The sequence below is a fragment of the Streptomyces sp. NPDC000345 genome (assembly GCF_042898825.1).
Classification (GTDB): Bacteria; Actinomycetota; Actinomycetes; order Streptomycetales; family Streptomycetaceae; genus Streptomyces.
This window is the reverse complement of sequence record NZ_JBIAZE010000027.1, coordinates 17,211-39,864: the sequence shown is the minus strand read 5'-3', so window position 1 is coordinate 39,864 and position 22,654 is coordinate 17,211. Positions and strand designations below refer to the sequence as shown.

Here is a 22,654-nt window from a genome sequence, read left to right as displayed (position 1 = left end):
ACCAGGGCCGAAGAAGTAGAAGTCTCCCTAGATCGAGAGCTGCCCACGGGACTGATCCCCCGGCAGCCGCCAGTATGACGAACACCGGAACCATCGATCGCATCGCACTCATCGATCGTCTCGCAGGTCGCGCGGGAGTCGGATCCGGCCGGAATCCGCGGCCGGAAGCAGAGCCGGATCCGTAGGGCGGAGGCAGTGGCCGTGTTGCCAGAAGACGCACACGTACGGGAAAACGCGTCGGAGTTTCTTCAGGGACCCGAGAACACCCGGGAAGGGGACGCGATTCGGAGGCCTGAACGCCTGCCGGGGGAAACGGCCCGTATCTCGTCGGAAGCCGAGAACGCGAAGGCACTCGAGAACGCCATAGCCGTCGTGGGAATGTCCTGCCGCTTTCCCCAGGCACCCGACCCCGCCGCTTTCTGGCGCCTCCTGACCGAGGGCGAAAGCGCCGTCACCGAGACCCCCGAGGACCGCCGGGACGCGCTCGCCGCACCCGACCCGGCCGCCCCCGGGACCGTCCGGCGCGGCGCCTACCTCGACCGCGTCGACCGCTTCGACCCCGGCTTCTTCGCCATCTCGCCGCGCGAGGCCACGGCCATGGACCCCCAGCAGCGCCTGGTCCTCGAACTCGGCTGGGAGGCCCTGGAAGAAGCAGCCGTCGTCCCCGCACGGCTGCGCGGCAGCCGCACCGGAGTCTTCGTCGGCGCCATCTGGGACGACTACGCCTCCCTCGCCCGCCGCCTCGGCCCCGAGACCGTCGGCCGGTACACCCTCAGCGGCCTCAACCGAGGCATCATCGCCAACCGTCTCTCCTACGTCCTCGGCCTGCGCGGCCCCAGCCTGACGGTGGACGCCGGCCAGTCCTCCTCCCTCGTCGCCGTCCACCTGGCCTGCGAGAGCCTGCGGCGCGGCGAGTCCGAACTCGCCCTGGCCGGCGGCGTCAACCTCACCCTCGCCCCCGACAGCGCCCTCGCCTCCGCCGGCTTCGGCGCCCTCTCCCCGGACGGCCACTGCTACACCTTCGACGCACGCGCCAACGGCTACGTACGCGGTGAGGGCGGCGCCCTGGTCCTCCTCAAGCCCCTCGCCCGGGCCCTCGCCGACGGCGATCGCATCCACTGCGTCATCCGCGGCAGCGCCACGAACAACGACGGCGGCGGCGACGGCCTGACCGCACCCCTGCGCGAGGCCCAGGAGGAAGTGCTGCGCCTCGCCTACCGCCAGGCCGCCGTGCACCCCGCCGACGTCCAGTACGTCGAGCTGCACGGCACCGGCACCCGGCTCGGCGACCCGATCGAGGCCGCCGCGCTCGGCACGGTCGTCGGCGGCGCCCGGACCGACGGCACCCCCCTGCTCGTCGGCTCCGTCAAGACCAACATCGGTCACCTGGAGGGCGCGGCCGGTGTCGCCGGGCTCGTCAAGACCGTCCTCTCCCTCAGCCACGGGCGGATCCCCGCCAGCCTCAACTTCGAGAAGCCGAACCCCGCCATCCCGCTCGACGCCCTCAACCTGCGGGTCGTCACCGCGCCCCAGCCCTGGCCCGGCCGGGACGGCCCGCGGCGGGCGGGCGTCAGCTCCTTCGGGATGGGCGGCACCAACTGCCACGTCGTGCTGGAGGAATGGCCCACCCCCGCGTCCGCCGGGACGCCCGACGCCGGGACACCGACGGCCCACACCGAGCCGGGCGCGGCCACCCCCGAGGCCTCCCGCCTGCCGCTGCCCTGGATCATCTCCGCCCGGACCCGCAAGGCGCTGCGCGGCCAGGCCCGCCGGCTGCTCACCCGCCTGGAGACCGACCCCGCCGCGGACCCGGCCGACGTGGCCTACTCCCTGGCCGAGACCAGGACCCGCTTCGAACACCGCGCCGTCGTCCTCGGCAGGCACCGCGAGGAACTGCTGCGCGGCCTGACCGCCCTCGCGGCCGGCACCCCGTCCAACGACGTCGTCACCGGCAGGGCGGCCGACACGGTCCGGGCCGCCGACACCGGCCGGGTGGCTGAACTCCCTCGCACCGCCTTCCTCTTCGCGGGACAGGGCTCCCAACGCCTCGGCATGGGTCGGGAGTTGTACGAGACGTATCCCGTCTTCGCCGAGGCCTTCGACGCCGTGGACCGGGAACTGCCGTTCAGTCTGCGGGACGTGGTGTTCGGCCGCGGGCAGGACGACACCGCGACCGCGGAGCGGCTGAACCGGACGGAGTACACCCAGCCCGCGCTCTTCGCCCTCGAAGTCGCCCTCTTCCGTCTCGCCGAGTCCTTCGGCGTACGCCCCGACGTCGTCCTCGGCCACTCCGTGGGCGAGATCGCCGCGGCCCATGTGGCCGGCGTCTGGTCCCTGGCCGACGCGTGCCGGGTCGTCGTCGCCCGAGGACGGCTGATGCAGGCCCTGCCCGCGGGCGGCGCGATGGCCGCCGTGGAGGCGGCCGAGGACGAGGTGCTGCCGCTGCTGAACGACCAGGTCGGCATCGCCGCGGTCAACGGCCCCCGCGCGGTCGTGGTGTCCGGCACGGCCGAAGCCGTGGAGGAGGTGAGCGCCCACTTCCGGGCCCGAGACCGCAAGGTGACGGCCCTGCGCGTCAGTCACGCCTTCCACTCGCCGCTCATGGAGCCGATGCTCGACGAGTTCCGCGCCGTACTCGCCGGCGTCTCGTACGGACAGCCCACCCTCCCCCTCGTGTCCGACGTCACCGGCCGTCTCGCGACGGCCGACGAACTGGCGTCCCCCGACCACTGGACGCAGCACGTCCGCCGTACCGTCCGGTTCGCCGACGGCATCCGGACACTGGAGGCACAGGGCGCCCGACGCTTCCTGGAACTCGGCCCGGACGGCACCCTGACGGCCCTGGCCGAGCAGAGCCTGGACGACGAAGAGGCGTTCGCGGTCCCCGCCGTCCGCAAGGACCGCTCCGAGGCGACGGCCTTTTTCACCGCCCTCGCGGCCCTGCACACCCGGGGCCTCCCCGTCGACTGGACCCCCCTCTTCGCCGCACACCACCCCCGCCGTACCCCACTGCCGACCTATGCCTTCCAGCGTCGCCGCTACTGGCTGCCGGACGCCGCCGCCAAGCCGGTGACCTCGGACGGCGCGGTGGCGTCCGTGGCGGCTCCGGGCATCGAGGACGGGACCGTCGCCGAAGCCGAGGACGACGCCGAAGCGACCTCGCCGCTGCACGACGGCCTGGCCGGCCTGCCCCCACGCGACCGGCAGGGCGCCCTGCTGGAACTGGTCCGGACGCACGCCGCGAGCATCCTCGACCACGACTCGGCGGACCAGGTCGAACCCCGCCGCACCTTCAAGGATCTGGGCTTCGACTCCCTCACCTCCGTCGACCTCCGCAACCGCCTCAAGACCGCGACCGACCTCCCCCTGCCCGCCTCCCTCCTGTTCGACTTCCCGACCCCCGAAGCCGTGGCCGGCTATCTGGACGGGCAGTTGTCCGGCGCCGTCGCTTCCGAAGCCGCTCCGCTCGCGCCCACGCGTGTGACCGACGATCCGGTGGTGATCGTCGGTATGGCCTGCCGGTTCCCTGGCGGGGTGGGCTCGCCGGACGACCTGTGGCGACTGGTGAGCGAGGGCGGGGACGCGATCGGAGACTTCCCGTCCGACCGCGGCTGGGACCTCGACGGCCTCTACGACGCGGAGCCCGGCACTCCGGGCCGCGTGTACGTGCGTGAGGGCGGCTTTCTCCATGATGCCTCCGAGTTCGACGCGGGGTTGTTCGGTATCTCGCCGCGTGAGGCGTTGGCGATGGATCCGCAGCAGCGGTTGTTGCTGGAGACGTCGTGGGAGGTGCTGGAGCGGGCGGGGATCGACCCGGCGGCGCTGCGTGGCAGCCGTACCGGTGTCTTCGCCGGACTTGTGGAACAGGGCTACGGAGCACGCCTGCGCGATGCCGCCGAGGAGTCGGACGGCTATGTCCTCACCGGCACGACCCTGAGCGTGGCTTCGGGCCGTATCGCGTACACGTTCGGTTTCGAGGGTCCCGCGGTGACGGTCGATACGGCATGTTCGTCGTCGCTGGTGGCCCTGCACCTGGCGGTGCAGTCGCTGCGTTCGGGTGAGTGCGATCTGGCGCTGGCCGGTGGTGTGACGGTGATGGCGGGGCCGGAGATGTTCGTGGAGTTCTCGCGGCAGCGGGGGCTTGCGGTGGACGGCCGGTGCAAGGCGTTCTCGGACGGCGCGGACGGCACCGCGTGGTCGGAGGGTGTGGGGCTGCTGCTGGTGGAGCGGTTGTCGGACGCGCGGCGCAATGGTCACCGGGTGCTGGCGGTGGTCCGTGGCAGCGCGGTCAACCAGGACGGTGCCTCCAACGGTCTGACCGCACCCAACGGTCCCTCGCAGCAGCGGGTGATCCGGCAGGCGTTGGCGGGAGCAGGTCTGCGGACCGCCGATGTGGATGCGGTGGAGGCGCATGGTACGGGCACACCGCTCGGCGACCCGATCGAGGCGCAGGCACTCCTGGCCACCTACGGCCAGGACCGTGAACAGCCGCTTCTGCTGGGCTCGTTGAAGTCGAACATCGGTCACACGCAGGCCGCGGCCGGTGTCGGCGGGGTCATCAAGATGGTGATGGCGATGCGGCACGGAGTACTGCCGCGCACCCTGCACGTGGACGAGCCCTCCTCCCACGTCGACTGGACAGCGGGTTCGGTGGAACTGCTGACGGAGGAGTGCGCGTGGCCCGAGACGGGTCGCTCGCGGCGAGCGGGCGTCTCGTCCTTCGGCATCAGCGGCACCAACGCCCATGTCATCCTCGAACAGGCTCCTCCCACGGAGGCCGTCGCAACGGACGAGGCGCAGGCGGTCCCGGGGGTCCTGCCGTGGGTGCTGTCGGCGGCCGGCGGTGGACTGCCGGCCCAGGCCGAGAGGCTGGCGGCCTTCGTCGAGGCACAGCCCGACCTCTCGCTCCCTCACGCCGCCCTCGCGCTGGCCACCACACGCACCGTCCTGGAGCACCGCGCGGTCGTACTGGCCGCCGACCGGGACGACTTGCTGAGGGGGCTGCGTGCGCTGGCAGAAGGTGCCGATGTCCCGGGATTGATCCGGGGTGGGCAGACGCGGGCCGGGAAGACGGCTCTGCTCTTCGCGGGCCAGGGTTCCCAGCGCCTCGCAATGGGACAGGAGTTGTACGACACGTATTCCGTCTTCGCCGAGGCCTTCGATGCCGTGGACGCGGAACTCCCCTTCGATCTGCGGGAGGTGGTGTTCGGCGAGGACGCCGACCGGCTGAACCGGACGGAGTTCGCCCAACCGGCCCTGTTCGCGCTGGAAGTGGCCCTGTTCCGGCTGCTGGAGTCGTGGGGCGTGCGTCCGGACGTGCTCGCCGGTCATTCGATCGGTGAGATCGCGGCCGCGCATGTCGCCGGGGTGTGGTCGTTGGCGGACGCGTGTCGTCTGGTGGTGGCGCGGGGTCGGCTGATGCAGGCCCTGCCGTCGGGCGGTGCGATGGTGGCGGTGCAGGCGTCCGAGGACGAGGTGCTGCCTCTGCTCGGTGACGAGGTGGGTATCGCGGCGGTCAACGGACCGCAGGCGGTGGTGATCTCGGGTTCTGCGGAGGCCGTCGAGGAGATCGCGGGCCACTTCCGCGACCGGGACCGCAAGGTCACGCCGCTGCGGGTCAGCCACGCCTTCCACTCCCCGCTGATGGACCCGATGCTCGACGACTTCCGGGCCGTGGCCGAGACGCTGACCTACCGCGAACCCCACCTGGCCCTCGTCTCCACCCTCACCGGGACCACCGCGGAGCCCGCGCGGCTCATGACCCCCGACTACTGGGTGCGCCACGTGCGCCAGGCGGTCCGCTACGGCGACGCCGTGCGCACCCTCGCCGGCCAAGGTGTCTCGCGGTTCGTGGAACTCGGTCCGGACGGCACACTGACCGCGCTCGCACAGGCCTGCCTGGACGTGGACGCCGACGGACCGCTGCTCGTTCCCTCCCTGCGCAAGGACCGGCCGGAGGCCGAGGCGGTGCTGGCCGCGGTCGCCGGCCTGTTCACCCGTGGCGGTGATGCGGAGTGGGCCGAGGTCTTCGCCGGTACGGGGGCCCGCCCGGTCGACCTGCCGACGTACGCCTTCCAGCGCAAGAGCTACTGGCCCACCAAGGCCGGGGAAAGGTTCGACGGTGACCTCTCAGGACTCGGCCTCTCGGCCGCCGGCCACCCCCTCCTCGGAGCGGCGCTGGCACCGGCCGACTCCGAAGGCGTGGTCTTCACGGGGCTTCTGTCGCTGCGGAGCCACCCGTGGCTGCGCGACCATGTGGTCTCGGGCGCAGTTCTGTTCCCCGGCACCGGCTTCCTGGAAATGGTCCTTCGCGGGGCCGACCAGGTGGGGTGCGACCGGGTGGAGGAACTGACGATCGCCGTACCGCTGGCGCTCCCCGAGCACGGTGGTGTGCGGGTCCAGCTGCTGGTCAACGGTCCGGACGAGTCGGGCCGCCGGGGCGTCAGTGTCTTCTCCCGGCCGGGCGAGGCGACGGAGGACGAGCCGTGGACCCTCAACGCCACCGGTGTGGTGAGCGGCGGGACCGCGGCTGAAGGCCCGGATCGCGCGTTCGATCCCGATCTGGGTGTGTGGCCGCCCCGGGGCGCGGTGGCGGAGCCGGTCGAGGGCGCGTACGCGGGTCTCGCCGGGCTGGGTCTGTCGTACGGCCCGGTGTTCCGAGGCCTGCGCGCCATGTGGCGGCGCGGCGAGGAGATCTTCGCCGAGGTCGCGCTCCCCGAGGCGCATGAGGAGCTTGCGGACCGGTTCGGGATGCACCCCGCGCTGCTGGACTCCGTCCTGCACGCCGTCCTGCGGGGCACGTTCGGCGCCGAGAACGCGCTCAGGCTGCCGTTCTCCTGGCGCGGTGTGTCGCTGCGGGCCTCGGGCGCGCGTGCGCTGAGGGTACGCGTGGCTCCGGCGGGACCGGACGCCGTGACGCTCGAACTCGCGGACCCGACCGGCGCAGCGGTGGCCTTGGTGGACTCACTCGTGTTGCGCGAGGCGACCAGTGGGGTCGCACCGGCCGACGCCGGCCGGGACGGACTGTTCCAGCTCGACTGGATGCGGATCCCGGCGGCCCCGGGATCGGTCCCTGAGGTCCACACCGGGCTCCCCGAACCGACCGGGGCCGCGGCCGGTGACGTGCTGGTGCGGATCGAGCGCCCCGACGGCAGTCAGCCGGCAGCCGCGCATGCCGTCACCCGTGCCGCGCTCGACCTGGTACGGGCCTGGCTGGCGGAGGAGCGACGGTTCGAGGGTGGCCGTCTGGTGGTTGTCACCGAGGGGGCGGTGGCGTGGGACGGCGGGGCGGCCGATCCCGTGCTGTCGGCGGTGTGGGGTCTGCTGAGGTCGGCCCGGGCTGAGAATCCGGGGCGGTTCGTGCTGGTCGACGTGGACGGTGCGGACGAGTCGTGGGCCGTGGTGGGTGGTGCGCTGGCCTCCGGTGAGCCGGAAGCGGCGGTGCGTGGAGGGACGGTCTTCGTTCCGCGTCTGGTGCGTGCGGTGTCCGGTGCGGGGCTGGCGGCGCCGGCGGGCGAGTCCGCGTGGCGGCTGGACGTCGTGGAGAAGGGGACGCTGGAGGGGCTGGCGCTGCGTGCCGTTCCTTCGGTCGAACTGGCTGATCAGCAGGTTCGTATCGCGGTGCGTGCGGCGGGTGTGAACTTCCGTGATGTGTTGAACGCGCTCGGCATGTATCCGGGGGATGCGAGGGATTTCGGTCTGGAGGGTGCGGGTGTGGTGACCGAGGTCGGCCCGGGTGTGTCGGGGCTGGCCGTGGGGGACCGGGTGTTCGGCATGTTCTCGGGTTCGTTCGGGCCGGTGGCGGTGGCGGACGCGCGGAAGGTGGCCCGGATTCCGGAGGGCTGGTCGTTCGCGCAGGCGGCGTCGGCGCCGGTGGTGTTCCTGACGGCGTATTACGCGCTGACGGAGCTGGGTGGGGTGCGGCCGGGGGAGTCGGTGCTGGTGCATGCGGCGGCCGGTGGTGTGGGTATGGCCGCGGTGCAGTTGGCGCGGCATCTGGGTGCGGAGGTGTTCGGCACGGCGAGTGCCGGCAAGTGGGACACCCTGCGGACTCTGGGCCTGGACGAGGCGCACATCGCCTCCTCGCGGGACACGGACTTCGAGGCGGCGTTCCTCGCGGCGACCGGTGGCCGGGGCATGGACGTCGTACTGGACTCGCTGGCCGGTGAGTTCGTGGACGCGTCGCTGCGTCTGCTGCCGCGTGGGGGCCGGTTCCTGGAGATGGGCAAGACCGATGTCCGGGACCCGGACGCGGTGGCTGCCGAGCACGCGGGGGTGGTTTATCAGGCGTTCGATCTGATGGATGTGGAGCCGGAGCGGATCGGCCGGATGCTGGCCGAGCTGGTGGTGTTGTTCGAGGCGGGGGTGCTCGAGCCCTTGCCGGTCACCTGCTGGGACGTACGCAGGGCTCCGGAGGCGTTCCGGTACCTGTCGCAGGCGCGGCATGTGGGCAAGGTGGTCCTGACCGTCCCGGCGCCGCTGGACCCGGAGGGGACCGTCCTGGTGACCGGTGGCACGGGTGGCCTGGGCGCGCTCGTGGCGCGCCGTCTGGTGACCGGGCACGGCGTGCGGCATCTGCTGCTGGCCAGCCGGCGTGGCCTCGAAGCGCCAGGCGCACCCGAACTCGTGGCTGAGCTACAAGACTTGGGTGCCGAGGTCGAGGTGGCAGCGGTTGATGTCGCCGAGCGTGACCAGTTGGCGGCCGTGCTGGCCACGGTTCCCGACGGGCATCCGCTGACCGCCGTGGTGCACACGGCGGGCATCGTCGACGACGGGGTGGTGTCGTCCCTCACCGGGGAGCGGCTCGCGAAGGTGCTGCGGCCGAAGGTCGACGCGGTGGCGCACTTGGACGAGCTGACCCGCGACGCCGACCTCTCCGCGTTCGTCGTCTTCTCCTCGGTCATGGGCACCTTCGGTGGTGCGGGGCAGGCCAACTACTCGGCTGCCAACGCCTTCCTGGACGCTTTCGCGTCGTTCCGTCGGACTGCGGGACTGCCCGCGATGTCCCTCGGCTGGGGTCCGTGGGCTCCCGGAGCCGGTATGACCGCTGACCTGGGTGAGGGGGATCTGCGCCGCATGGCGCGCGGTGGCATGGTGCCGCTTGCCCCCGACCGGGGCCTCGGCCTCCTGGACGCGGTCCTTCAGCAGGGCGCTGGGCTGGAGCGGGCAGCGGTTCTGCCCGTCGACCTTGATCTCGCGGGGCTGCGTCGCCGGGCGGCGGAGGAGGTTCCCGCCGTGCTGCGTGCTCTGGTGCGGATCCGTGCCCGTCGCAGGGCCGAGGCCGGTATCGGCAACGGAGCGCAGCGCCAGGATCTCAAGGCACAGCTCACGGCGGCTTCGCCGGCAGACCGCGAGCGACTCGTGTCCCAACTGGTCCAGGGCGCTGCGGCCGCCGTGCTCGGCCACGCCTCCGCCGCTGACATCGAGGTGGACCACACTTTCAAGGAACTGGGCTTCGACTCGTTGACCTCGGTGGAGCTCCGCAACCGTGTGAACGCCGCCACCGGCATGAGGCTCCCCGCCACCCTGATCTTCGACTACCCCACGCCCACCGCCCTGATCCGGCACATCGGATCAGAGCTTCTGGGAGGAGAGGAGCAGGCGGTCGTCGACGTACTGCCTGCGCCGGCGAGTGTGACCGACGATCCGGTGGTGATCGTCGGCATGGCGTGCAGGTTCCCCGGCGGGGTCGGCTCGCCCGAGGATCTGTGGCGACTGGTGAGCGAGGGCGGTGACGCGATCGGCGCGTTCCCGGGCGACCGTGGCTGGGACCTCGACGGGCTCTACGACCCCGAGCCCGGCACGGTCGGTCGTACCTACGTCCGCGAGGGCGGTTTCCTTTACGGCGCGCCGGAGTTCGATGCCGGGTTGTTCGGTATCTCGCCGCGTGAGGCGTTGGCGATGGATCCGCAGCAGCGGTTGCTGCTGGAGACGTCGTGGGAGGTGCTGGAGCGGGCGGGAATCGACCCGGCGACCTTGCGTGGCAGCCGTACCGGTGTCTTCGCCGGCGCCATGGCCCAGGACTACGGCTCATCGCTGCGCGGCACCTCCGAAGGCGCTGACGGCTACCTGCTGACCGGGAACACCGGCAGTGTGGCTTCGGGGCGTATCGCGTACACCTTCGGTTTCGAGGGTCCTGCGGTGACGGTCGATACGGCGTGTTCGTCGTCGCTGGTGGCGTTGCATCTGGCGGCGCAGGCTCTGCGCTCCGGCGAGTGCGATCTCGCGCTGGCCGGTGGTGTGACGGTGATGTCCACGCCGGACACGTTCGTGGAGTTCTCGCGGCAGCGGGGGCTTGCGGTGGACGGCCGGTGCAAGGCGTTCTCGGACGGCGCGGACGGTACGGCGTGGTCGGAGGGTGTGGGGCTGCTGCTGGTGGAGCGGTTGTCGGACGCGCGGCGCAACGGGCATCGCGTGCTGGCGGTGGTGGCGGGGTCGGCCGTCAACCAGGACGGCGCCTCCAACGGCCTGACCGCGCCCAACGGTCCCTCGCAGCAACGGGTGATCCGGCAGGCCCTGGCCGGTGCCGGTCTGCGCCCCGCCGATGTGGATGCGGTGGAGGCGCACGGTACGGGCACACCGCTCGGCGACCCGATCGAAGCCCAGGCACTCCTGGCCACCTACGGCCAGGACCGCGAACAGCCGCTCCTGCTGGGCTCGTTGAAGTCGAACATCGGTCACACGCAGGCGGCGGCCGGTGTCGGCGGGGTCATCAAGATGGTGATGGCGATGCGGCACGGAGTACTCCCGCGCACCCTGCACGTGGACGAGCCCTCCTCCCACGTCGACTGGACGGCCGGGGAGATCGAGTTGCTCGCCGAGGAGCGTGCCTGGCCCGAGACGGGTCGCTCGCGGCGAGCCGGTGTCTCGTCCTTCGGCATCAGCGGCACCAACGCCCACGTCATCCTCGAACAGGCTCCTCCCACGGAGGCCGTCGCAACGGACGAGGCGCACGCGATCCCGCGTGTCCTGCCGTGGGTGCTGTCCGCGGCCGGCGGTGGACTGCCGGCCCAGGCCGAGAGGCTGGCGGCCTTCGTCGAGGCACAACCCGACCTTTCCCTCAGCGAGGCCGCCGTCGCGCTGGCCACTACACGCACTGTCCTGGAGCACCGCGCGGTCGTCCTGGCCGCCGACCGGGACGAGCTGCTCAACGCTCTGCGCGCAGTGGCGGAGGGCCGGACCGAGCCCCATGTCATCCGGAACTCCGCGCAGACCGGCGGTCGCACAGCGTTCCTGTTCGCGGGGCAGGGCTCGCAACGCCTGCGGATGGGCCGGGAGTTGTACGACACGTATTCCGTCTTCGCCGAGGCCTTCGACGCCGTGGATGCGGAACTCCCCTTCGATCTGCGGGAGGTGGTGTTCGGTGAGGACGCCGACCGGCTGAACCGGACGGAGTTCGCCCAACCGGCCCTGTTCGCGCTGGAAGTGGCCCTGTTCCGGCTGCTGGAGTCGTGGGGCGTACGCCCGGACGTGCTCGCCGGTCATTCGATCGGTGAGATCGCGGCCGCGCATGTCGCCGGGGTGTGGTCGCTGGCGGACGCGTGTCGTCTGGTGGTGGCGCGGGGCCGGCTGATGCAGGCCCTGCCGTCGGGCGGTGCGATGGTGGCGGTGCAGGCGTCCGAGGACGAGGTGCTGCCCCTCCTCGGTGACGAGGTGGGTATCGCGGCGGTCAACGGACCCCAAGCTGTGGTGATCTCGGGTTCGGCGGAGGCCGTCGAGGAGATCGCGGACGGCTTCCGTGCTCAGGGCCGCAAGGTCACAGCCCTGCGGGTCAGTCACGCGTTCCATTCCCCGTTGATGGATCCGGTGCTGGAGGACTTCCGGGCGGTGGCCGGGAGTCTGTCGTACGGGCAGCCGCGGATACCGGTCGTCTCGACCGTCACCGGGGCGGCCGCGTCGGCTGAGGAGTTGGCCTCGCCGGAGTACTGGGTGGAGCATGTGCGTCGGCCGGTGCGGTTCGCCGATGCGGTGCGGTGTCTGGTCGGGCAGGGTGTGTCGCGGTTCGTGGAGGTGGGTGCGGACGGCACGCTGACCGCGCTGGCGCAGGGAAGTCTCGAAGGTGACGCGGACGGCCGTCTGCTGACCCCGACCCTGCGCAAGGACCGCTCCGAGACCCACTCGATCCTCTCCGCGGCAGTGGAGCTCTTCGTACGAGGCGCCACGCTCAACTGGACCGCTGTCTTCGCCCGTCCGACCGCTGCCGCGACGCTCGTCGACCTGCCGACCTACGCCTTCCAGCGACGCCGCTTCTGGCCCGGTGCCTCGGCGCTCTTCACCAGGGATCTGGGTGCGGTGGGGTTGGGCGCGGCCGGGCATCCGTTGTTGGGTGCCGCGGTGGAGTTGGCCGGTGGGGACGGTCTGTTGTTGACGGGCCGGTTGTCGTTGGTGGCGCAGGAGTGGTTGCGTGATCATGTGGTGGCGGGTGTGGTGGTGTTTCCGGGGACGGGTTTCCTGGAGTTGGCGTTGCGGGCCGGTGAGCAGGCTGGTTGTGACGGGGTGGAGGATCTGACGATCGCGGCGCCGTTGGTGGTGCCTGAGCGGGGTGGGGTCCGGGTTCAGGTGCGGGTGGGTGCGGCGGACGATGCCGGCCGGCGCACACTGGAGATCCACTCCCGTCCGGAGGACCTGCCCGAGGACGTCCCGTGGACCTTGCATGCGACGGGGACACTGACCGTCCTTCCGGACGTCCCGTCCGCCGAAGGTTTCGATTTCGGTGTGTGGCCGCCGCGGGGTGCGGTGGCGGAGTCGGTCGAGGGTGTGTACGAGCGGTTCGCCGGGCTGGGGTTGTCGTACGGTCCGGTGTTCCGGGGGCTGCGTGGGGTGTGGCGGCGCGGGGAGGAGGTTTTCGCCGAGGTCGCGCTGCCGGAGGAGCAGGAGTCGGTTGCGGAGCGGTTCGGGGCGCATCCGGCGTTGGTGGATGCGGCGTTGCACGCGGTGATGTTCACGTCGGTGTTCGGGGACGGGCGGGCGCGGTTGCCGTTCTCGTGGTCCGGGGTGTCGTGGTGGGCGTCGGGTGCGCGTGCGTTGCGGGTGCGGATGGAGGTGCTGGGGTCGGACGCGGTGGCGTTGGAGCTGGCGGATCCGGCGGGCGGGTTGGTGGCCTCGGTGGAGTCGCTGGTGTTGCGGGCGCCGTCCGGCGACCTGCTGACGGCGGACAGCGGCCACGTCGACCACCTGTTCCAGACCGACTGGACTCCTGTCCTGCTGGAGCCGTCCAAGGAAGACCCGGCGCACCCCTCCGACCTCCCCTCCGAACTGCCCGACAAGGCTGTTGAGCCCGGGACGGATGTCCTGGTGCGGGTGCAGCGGCCGACCGGTGGCCCGGCCGACGCCGCGCGCGAGAGCACGGCCGCCGTACTGGCCCACGTCCAGGCCTGGCTGGAGGAGGAGCGGTTCGACGGCGCTCGTCTCGTGTTCGTGACCGAAGGGGCCGTGGCGGTCGACGAATCGTCCCCCGATCCGGCCCTGGCGGCGGTGTGGGGCCTGGTCCGCGCGGCACGTGCCGAGGCCGCGGACCGGTTCGCGCTGCTCGACCTGGACGGCACGGACGAGTCCTGGTCCCAGGTGCCGGCGGCGCTCGCCGCGGGCGAGCCGGAGCTGGCAATGCGTGTCGGTGCCGCCTACGCGCCCCGGCTGGTGCGCGCCGCGACCGCTCCCGCTCTGACCGTGCCCGAGGGGCAGCCGGAATGGCGGCTGGACGTCGTGGAGAAGGGCACGCTGGAGGGCCTGGCGCTGCGTGCCGTTCCTTCGGAGGATCTTGCGGCACAGCACATTCGTGTCACGGTGCGGGCGGCGGGCGTCAATTTCCGTGACGTGCTGAACGCGCTCGGCATGTATCCGGGGGATGCGAGGGACTTCGGTCTCGAGGGAGCCGGTGTGGTGACCGAGGTCGGCCCGGGTGTGTCGGGGCTGGCCGTGGGGGACCGGGTGTTCGGCATGTTCTCGGGTTCGTTCGGGCCGGTGGCGGTGGCGGACGCGCGGAAGGTGGCCCGGATTCCGGAGGGCTGGTCGTTCGCGCAGGCGGCGTCGGCGCCGGTGGTGTTCCTGACGGCGTATTACGCGCTGACGGAGCTGGGTGGGGTGCGGCCGGGGGAGTCGGTGCTGGTGCATGCGGCGGCCGGTGGTGTGGGTATGGCCGCGGTGCAGTTGGCGCGGCACCTGGGTGCGGAGGTGTTCGGCACGGCGAGTGCCGGCAAGTGGGACACCCTGCGGACTCTCGGCCTGGACGAGGTGCACATCGCCTCCTCGCGGGACACGGACTTCGAGGCGGCGTTCCTCGCGGCGACGGCCGGCCGGGGCATGGACGTCGTACTGGACTCGTTGGCCGGTGAGTTCGTGGATGCGTCGCTGCGTCTGCTGCCGCGTGGTGGCCGGTTCCTGGAGATGGGCAAGACCGACATCCGGGACCCGGACGCGGTGGCTGCCGAGCACGCGGGGGTGGTTTATCAGGCGTTCGATCTGATGGATGTGGAGCCGGAGCGGATCGGCCGGATGCTGGCCGAGCTGGTGGTGTTGTTCGAGGCGGGGGTGCTCGAGCCGCTGCCGGTCACGTGCTGGGATGTGCGGCGTGCTCCGGAGGCGTTCCGGTACCTGTCGCAGGCGCGGCATGTGGGCAAGGTGGTCCTGACGGTCCCGGCGCCGCTGGACCCGGAGGGGACCGTCCTGGTGACCGGCGGTACGGGTGGCCTGGGCGCGCTCGTGGCGCGCCGTCTGGTGACCGGGCACGGCGTGCGGCATCTGCTGCTGGCCAGCCGGCGTGGCCTCGAAGCGCCAGGCGCACCCGAACTCGTGGCTGGGCTACAAGACTTGGGTGCCGAGGTCGAGGTCGCAGCGCTGGACGTGGCTGACCGTGACCAGCTCGCCGCCGCCCTCGCAGGTGTCCCTGCCGCGCATCCGCTGACCGCGGTGATCCACACGGCTGGCGTCCTCGACGACGGTGTGGTCGCCTCCCTCACCCCCGACCGGCTCGCGCACGTCATGCGGCCCAAGAGCGATGCCGTCGCACACTTGGACGAGCTGACGCGCGACGCCGACCTGTCCGCGTTCGTGGTCTTCTCCTCGGTGGCCGGTACGTTCGGCGGAGCGGGCCAGGCGAACTACGCCGCCGCCAACGCCTTCCTGGACGCCTTCGCCACCACCCGCCGCTCCGCCGGCCTGCCCGTTGTGTCCCTGGCGTGGGGCCCGTGGGCACCGGGCGCGGGCATGACCGCCGAGCTGACCGAGGCGGACCTGCGGCGCTTGGCACGGAGCGGGATGCTTCCGCTCTCTCCCGAGCGGGGCCTGGGACTGCTGGACACGGTGCTGGAGCTGGGCGCCGGCCTGGCACGAGCCGCCGTGCTGCCGGTCGCCATGGACATCACGGCGTTGCGCCGACGGGCACCGGAAGACGTGTCCCCGCTGCTGCGTGCCCTGGTTCGCAGCCATGGCCGCCGCAGGGCCGGGACCGGTGCGGGCGGCGAGGCCACGAGCCTGCGGCAGCAGTTGCTCGGCCTTCCGGCGGTCGAGCGTGAGCGCTTCCTGCGGGGCTTCGTCTCGGCGCAGGCCGCCTCCGTGCTCGGGCACGGTTCGACGCGGGAGGTCGAGGCGGAACACACGTTCAAGGACCTCGGTTTCGACTCGCTCACCTCCGTCGAGCTGCGCAACCGTCTGAACGCGGCCACCGGCATGAGGCTCCCCGCCACCCTGGTCTTCGACTACCCGACCCCGGCCGACGTGGCCCGCTTCGTGCTCACGGAGCTGGTGGAGGACAGCGGCCCCGGCACCGTCGACGCGACACTGCCCGTGCCGACGAGTGTGACCGACGATCCGGTGGTGATCGTCGGCATGGCGTGCAGGTTCCCCGGCGGGGTCGGCTCGCCCGAGGACCTGTGGCGACTGGTCAGCGAGGGTGGCGACGCGATCGGCGGGTTCCCGGGCGACCGTGGCTGGGACCTCGACGGGCTCTACGACCCCGAGCCCGGCACGCCTGGGCGCACCTACGTCCGCGAGGGCGGATTCCTCTACGACGCCGCCCTGTTCGATTCCACGCTCTTCGGTATCTCGCCGCGTGAGGCGTTGGCGATGGATCCGCAGCAGCGGCTGCTGCTGGAGACGTCGTGGGAGGTGCTGGAGCGGGCGGGGATCGACCCGGCGGCGCTGCGTGGCAGCCGTACCGGTGTCTTCGCCGGCGCCATGGCCCAGGACTATGGCTCCGTCCTCCGCTCGGGCGAGCTCGACTCCGGCGGTTACCTCATGACCGGGAACACCGGCAGTGTGGCTTCGGGGCGTATCGCGTACACCTTCGGTTTCGAGGGTCCTGCGGTGACGGTCGATACGGCGTGTTCGTCGTCGCTGGTGGCGTTGCATCTGGCGGCGCAGGCTCTGCGCTCCGGCGAGTGCGATCTCGCGCTGGCCGGTGGTGTGACGGTGATGTCCACGCCGGACACGTTCGTGGAGTTCTCGCGGCAGCGGGGGCTTGCGGTGGACGGCCGGTGCAAGGCGTTCTCGAAGGGCGCGGACGGTACGGCGTGGTCGGAGGGTGTGGGGCTGCTGCTGGTGGAGCGGTTGTCGGACGCGCGGCGCAACGGGCATCGCGTGCTGGCGGTGGTGGCGGGGTCGGCCGTCAACCAGGACGGTGCCTCCAACGGTCTGACCGCGCCCAACGGTCCCTCGCAGCAACGGGTGATCCGGCAGGCGTTGGCGGGGGCCGGTCTGCGGCCCGCCGATGTGGATGCGGTGGAGGCGCACGGTACGGGCACACCGCTCGGCGACCCGATCGAGGCCCAGGCACTCCTGGCCACCTACGGCCAGGACCGCGAACAGCCGCTTCTGCTGGGCTCGTTGAAGTCGAACATCGGTCACACGCAGGCGGCGGCCGGTGTCGGCGGGGTCATCAAGATGGTGATGGCGATGCGGCACGGAGTACTCCCGCGCACCCTGCACGTGGACGAGCCCTCCTCCCACGTCGACTGGGCGGCGGGGGAGATCACCCTGCTGACCGACAACACCGAGTGGCCCCAGCCGGCCGACCGGCCCCGCCGTGCCGGTGTCTCGTCCTTCGGCATCAGCGGCACCAACGCCCACGTCATCCTCGAACAGGCCCCGGCCGACGAGACCGACGAGGACAACAGCCACATCGACGAGTCCAACAGCCGTGCCGTCCTCATCCCCCTCTCCGCCGCCGAACCCGCGGCCCTGCGGGCCCAGGCCGAAAGCCTGGGGAGTCTCCTGGCCTCGGACACCGAGCTGTCGCACCACGACGTCGCCCTGTCCCTCGCGACGACGCGTTCCGCGCTGGAGCACCGGGCAGCAGTGGTGGCCGCCGACCGGCAGCAGGCCCTGGCCGGGCTCCGTGCCGTGGCCGAGCAGCAGAGCGTCGGACAGGTGATCAGCGGCACGGCGGTTGCCGGTGGCAGCCGTACGGCCTTCCTCTTCGCGGGCCAGGGCTCACAACGGCTGGGCATGGGAAGGCAGTTGTACGAGGCGTATGCCGTCTTCGCCGAGGCGTTCGACGCCGTGGACGCGGAACTGCCCTTCGGGCTGCGGGAGGTGGTGTTCGGTGACGACGCCGGCCTGCTGGACCGCACGGAGTACGCCCAGCCCGCGCTGTTCGCGCTGGAAGTGGCCCTGTTCCGGCTGCTGGAGTCGTGGGGTGTGCGTCCGGACGTGCTGCTCGGTCACTCCGTCGGTGAGCTGGCCGCCGCCCATGTCGCCGGCGTGTGGTCCCTCGCGGACGCGTGCCGGCTGGTGGCGGCGCGGGGCCGGCTGATGCAGGCGCTTCCGGCCGGTGGGGCGATGGTGTCGCTCCAGGCGTCCGAGGACGAGGTACTGCCGCTGCTGGCGGGCCGCGAGACCGAGGCCGGCATCGCCGCCGTCAACGGTGCGGAGGCGACCGTGGTCGCGGGCACCGAGGCGGCCGTCGAGGAGATCGCCGCGCACTTCCGCGGCCTCGACCGGAAGGTCACCCGGCTGCGGGTCAGCCACGCCTTCCACTCCCCGTTGATGGAGCCCATGCTCGCCGAGTTCCGCACGGTCGCGGAGAGCCTCGCCTACGGTCGTCCGCGGCTGACCGTCGTCTCGGCGCTCACCGGCGACCTCGCCGACGCCGACGACCTCATGACGGCCGACCACTGGGTTCGGCACGTCCGCCACGCCGTGCGGTTCGCAGACGCCGTTCGCCGAGTGGAGGCCGAAGGAGCCACAACCTGGCTGGAGTTGGGGCCGGACGGCACGCTCACCGCGCTGGCGCGGGCCGAGGCGCACACCGGCCCCGCCGAGCAGGCGCTCCTCGTGCCCACGCTGCGCAGGGACCGCGACGAACTCGCGACGCTCCTGACCGCCGTGGCCGAGCTGTACGTCCGGGGCACCGAACCGCGCTGGCCGGCCGTGTTCGCGGGCAGCGGCGCATGCCGAGCCGACCTGCCGACGTACGCGTTCCAGCGGCAGCGCTACTGGCCGGGTGCCCCGAGCGCCACGGCCGGTGACGCGGCCGGGCTCGGGCTCACCGCCGCCGGACACCCGCTGCTCGGCGCCGAGGTCACGCTGGCGGAAGGCGGCGGAGCCCTGCTCACCGGCAGGCTCTCCCTCAGGACCCACCCCTGGCTGCGGGACCACGCCGTGGCGGGCACGGTCCTCTTCCCGGGCACCGGCTTCCTGGAACTGGCGCTCCAGGCCGGCCTCCGCGCCGGCCGCACCCGGCTGGCGGACCTGACCCTCGAGACGCCGCTGGTCCTCACCGAACACGGCGCCGTACGGATCCAGGTCGCCGTCGGCGGCCCGGACGAGTCGGGACGGCGGACCGTGTCCGTCCACTCGCGGGCCGACTCCACCGACGGCGAGGTCCATGCCGGGACCGGGGCCGGGGGCTGGGTGCGTCACGCGGGCGGAATCCTAGACCCGGACCCCGCCGCCGAGGCGGACGGTCTCGACGGCGCCGGTCACTTCGCGACCTGGCCGCCCATGGAAGCCGACTCCGTCCCGCTGCACGGCTTCTACGACCGTCTCGCGGACGAGGGATACACCTACGGCCCCGTGTTCCAGGGCCTGCGTGCCGTCTGGCGCCAGGGCGAGGACGTCTACGCCGAGGTCGGGCTGCCCGCCGGCCAGCAGGAGGAGGCGGGGCGCCACGGCCTGCACCCGGCCCTGCTGGACGCCGCGCTGCACGCCTGGCTCGCCGCGGGCCGGGCCACGGCGGACGGCTCCGGCGACGCAGGCGCCCGCGGCGGCGTGCGGCTGCCGTTCTCCTGGAGCGGCGCCTCGCTGACCGCGGTCGGCGCGTCCGCCGTACGCGTGCGGCTGTCGCCCGTGGACGAGGACACGATCACCCTCACCGTCGCCGACTTCGAGGGCCGTGACGTGGCCCGCGTCGACGCCCTGACGCTGCGCGAGCTGAGCGGGGACGTGCCGGCTCCGGCCGCGGACGGCGCGGCGGCGCCGCGTGACGCGCTGTTCCGGGTGGACTGGAGCGCGCTGCCCGCACCGTCCGGTCCCCTGTCCGACCGGGACGCGCGGTGGGCCGTCGTCGGACCCGGGATCGCCGGGCTCGGCGAAGCGCCGGCCGGACACTACCCGGACGTCACGGCGCTGGCCGAGGCGGTCGCCGCGGGAACGCCACTGCCGGGCGCGGTGCTCGTCGCCTGCGGCCCTTCCGGGACCGGGGGAGCGGCCCCGCCGCTGGGCGCGGACGGCACCCTCGCCTCCGAGGCCGTGGACGCCACCAGGACGCTGCTGCACCACGTCCTCTCCCTCGTGCAGGACTGGCTGTCGGACGACCGTTTCGGTGCCGCCAGGCTGGTGCTGGTGACCCGGGGCGCGGTGCCCGCCGACGGCGACCGGGCGCTCACCGACCCGGTGGCCGCCTCCGTCTGGGGGCTCGTCCGCTCCGCGCAGTCGGAGCACCCCGGACGCCTGGTCCTGCTCGACCTGGCCCCCGACGCCCCCGACGCCCCCGACGCCCCCGGCGCCACCGAGGCCATTGCCGGCGCCGCAGGCACCAGCGGTGCCGACGGCCGGACCGACCCGGCCCCCGCGCTCGCCTCCGGTGAACCGCAGCTCGCCCTGCGCGGCGATGTCGTTCTCGTACCCCGGCTGGCTCCGGCCGGCACCGGCGGCGCACTGCTCCCGCCGCCCGGTGAGCCGGTGTGGCGGCTGGACGTCACCACGCCCGGCACCCTCGACAGCCTGGCCCTCGTCGGCTGCCCCGAGGTCACCGGACCGCTCGCCCCCGGCGAGGTCCGGGTGGCGATGCGGGCCACCGGCGTCAACTTCCGCGACGTACTCGTCTGCCTGGGCATGCTCGACCGCGAGGTGCCCGGCCGCGAGGGGGCCGGCGTGGTCCTGGAGACCGGCCCGGGCGTCACCGGCCTCACCCCCGGCGACCGGGTGCTCGGACTCTTCTCCGGGGCGTACGGCCCGCTCGCCGTGACCGACCACCGGCTGCTCACACGGCAGCCGGACGACTGGTCCTTCACCGAGGCCGCTGCGGCGCCCATCGTCTTCCTCAGCGCCTACCACGGCCTGGTGGACCTCGCGGATCTGCGCCCCGGCGAGGCCGTCCTGGTCCACGCGGGCACCGGCGGCGTCGGCATGGCCGCCGTCCAGCTCGCCCGGCACCTGGGCGCAGAGGTCTTCGCCACCGCGGCCCCCGCCAAGTGGGGGACGCTGCGGGCGATGGGGCTGGACGACGACCACATCGCGTCCTCCCGTGACACCGACTTCGAGGCGAAGTTCCTGCGGGTGACCTCCGGCCGGGGCATGGACGTCGTCCTCAACTCCCTGGCCCGGGAACTCATCGACGCGTCGTTCCGGCTGCTGCCCCGCGGCGGACGCTTCATCGAGATGGGCAAGACCGACCTGCGCGACGCGCAGACCGTCGCCGCCGAGCACGAGGGCGTGGCCTACCAGGCCTTCGACCTCAGGGACGTCGACCCCGACCACACCGCCGAGATGCTGACGGCCGTGCTCGCGCTGTTCGAACAGCGGGCACTGCGTCCGCTCCCGGTCACCACCTGGGACGTACGGCGGGCCCCCGAGGCCTTCCGCCACCTCAGCCAGGCGCGGCACACCGGCAAGATCGTCCTCACCGTCCCTGAGCTGCCCGTCGACCTCGCCCGCACCCGCACCCCGGCCGACGCCGGACGCACCGGAGCCTCGGCCACGGCCGGACACCTGTTCACCGCCGGACACACCGAGTACGCCGAAGGCCCGGTCACCGCCGGACACACCGGAGAGGCCGCCCACCACGGTCGCCCCGCGGCGCACCCCCGCCCCCACGGCACCGTCCTGATCACCGGCGGCACCGGCACACTCGGCGGTCTGTTCGCCCGGCACCTGGTGACCCGCCACGGCGTCCGCCATCTGCTGCTGACCAGCCGCAGCGGCCCCGACGCCCTGGGCGCCGCCGAGCTCACCGCGGAACTCACCGGGCTGGGGGCCACCGTCACCGTCACCGCCTGCGACATCGCCGACCGGAACGCCCTGGCCGGCGTGCTCGCGGCGATCCCCGCCGAGCGCCCGCTGACCGCGGTCGTCCACGCGGCCGGCATCCTCGACGACGGCATCCTCGACGCCATGACGCCCGACCGCGTCGACCGTGTCCTGCGCCCGAAGGCACAGGCCGCGTGGAACCTGCACGAACTGACCCGTGACCTGCCCCTGTCGGCGTTCGTCCTCTTCTCCTCCGTGGCCGCCACCTTCGGCAGCCAGGGACAGGCCAACTACGCCGCCGCCAACGCCTTCCTCGACACCCTGGCCCAGCACCGCAGGGCCCAGGGGCTGCCCGCGCTCTCCCTGGCGTGGGGCCTGTGGGAGACCGACGCCGGCATGGCGGGCACCCTCGGCGCCGCCGACCTGCGGCGCATCGGCCGCATGGGCCTCGCCCCGCTCCCGGCGGAGGAGGGCCTCGCCCTGTTCGACGCGGCCCTCGCCGCCGACCAGGCGCTGCTGCTGCCCACCCGCCTCGACCTGGCCGGGCTGGAACGCCGCCGCGCCGAACCCCCCGCCCTGCTCAAGGCGCTGGCCCGGACCCCGGTCCGGCGGGCCGCGGCGGACACCGCCGGCCCGGCGAGCGGCACCCAGGACGGCGGAAGCGAAACGCGGCTGTCGTTCACCGAGCAGCTGCGCCCGCTCCCCGCCGAGGAACGGGAGCGGGCCGCTCTGGACCTGGTCCGCGCCCACACCGCGGCGGTCCTCGGGCACTCCGACCCCGAAGCGGTCGACGCCGACCGGCCGTTCAAGTCGCTGGGCTTCGACTCGCTCACCGCGGTCGAGATGCGCAACCGGCTCGGTACGGCCACCGGACTCACCCTGCGGGCCACGCTGATCTTCAGCTACCCGACGCCCGCGGTCCTCGCCCGCCACCTGCTGGACCAGTGCGCACCACAGGACGAACGACCCGCCGACGTCCTCCTCGCGGAACTCGACAGGCTCGAGTCCGTCATGGCCGAGGCGCACCGCGCGGCCGGCGGAGCGGAGAGCGACGGCGCGCTCGACGACAAGGTGACCGCCCGGCTGCGGGACCTGCTGACCCGGTGGACGGGCGGCACGGACGGCACGAACGGCACCACGACGGCCGCCACCGGACTCGAATCCGCGACGGACGACGAGATGTTCGACCTCATCAACAAAGAGCTGGGCATTTCCTGACCCCGACCGACCCCGGACCGCTCAGGACCCGACG

General features: G+C 72.8%; 1 protein-coding gene. It reads left to right on the top strand.

Annotation, left to right across the window (positions count from 1 at the left end; translation table 11 throughout):
* Window positions 1–321 precede the first annotated feature (321 nt).
* A complete protein-coding gene (locus tag ACFY30_RS38625) occupies window positions 322–22,620 on the top strand; it encodes an SDR family NAD(P)-dependent oxidoreductase (RefSeq protein WP_390849830.1) in 22,299 nt (7,432 codons plus the stop codon).
* The last annotated feature ends 34 nt before the right edge of the window (window positions 22,621–22,654 follow it).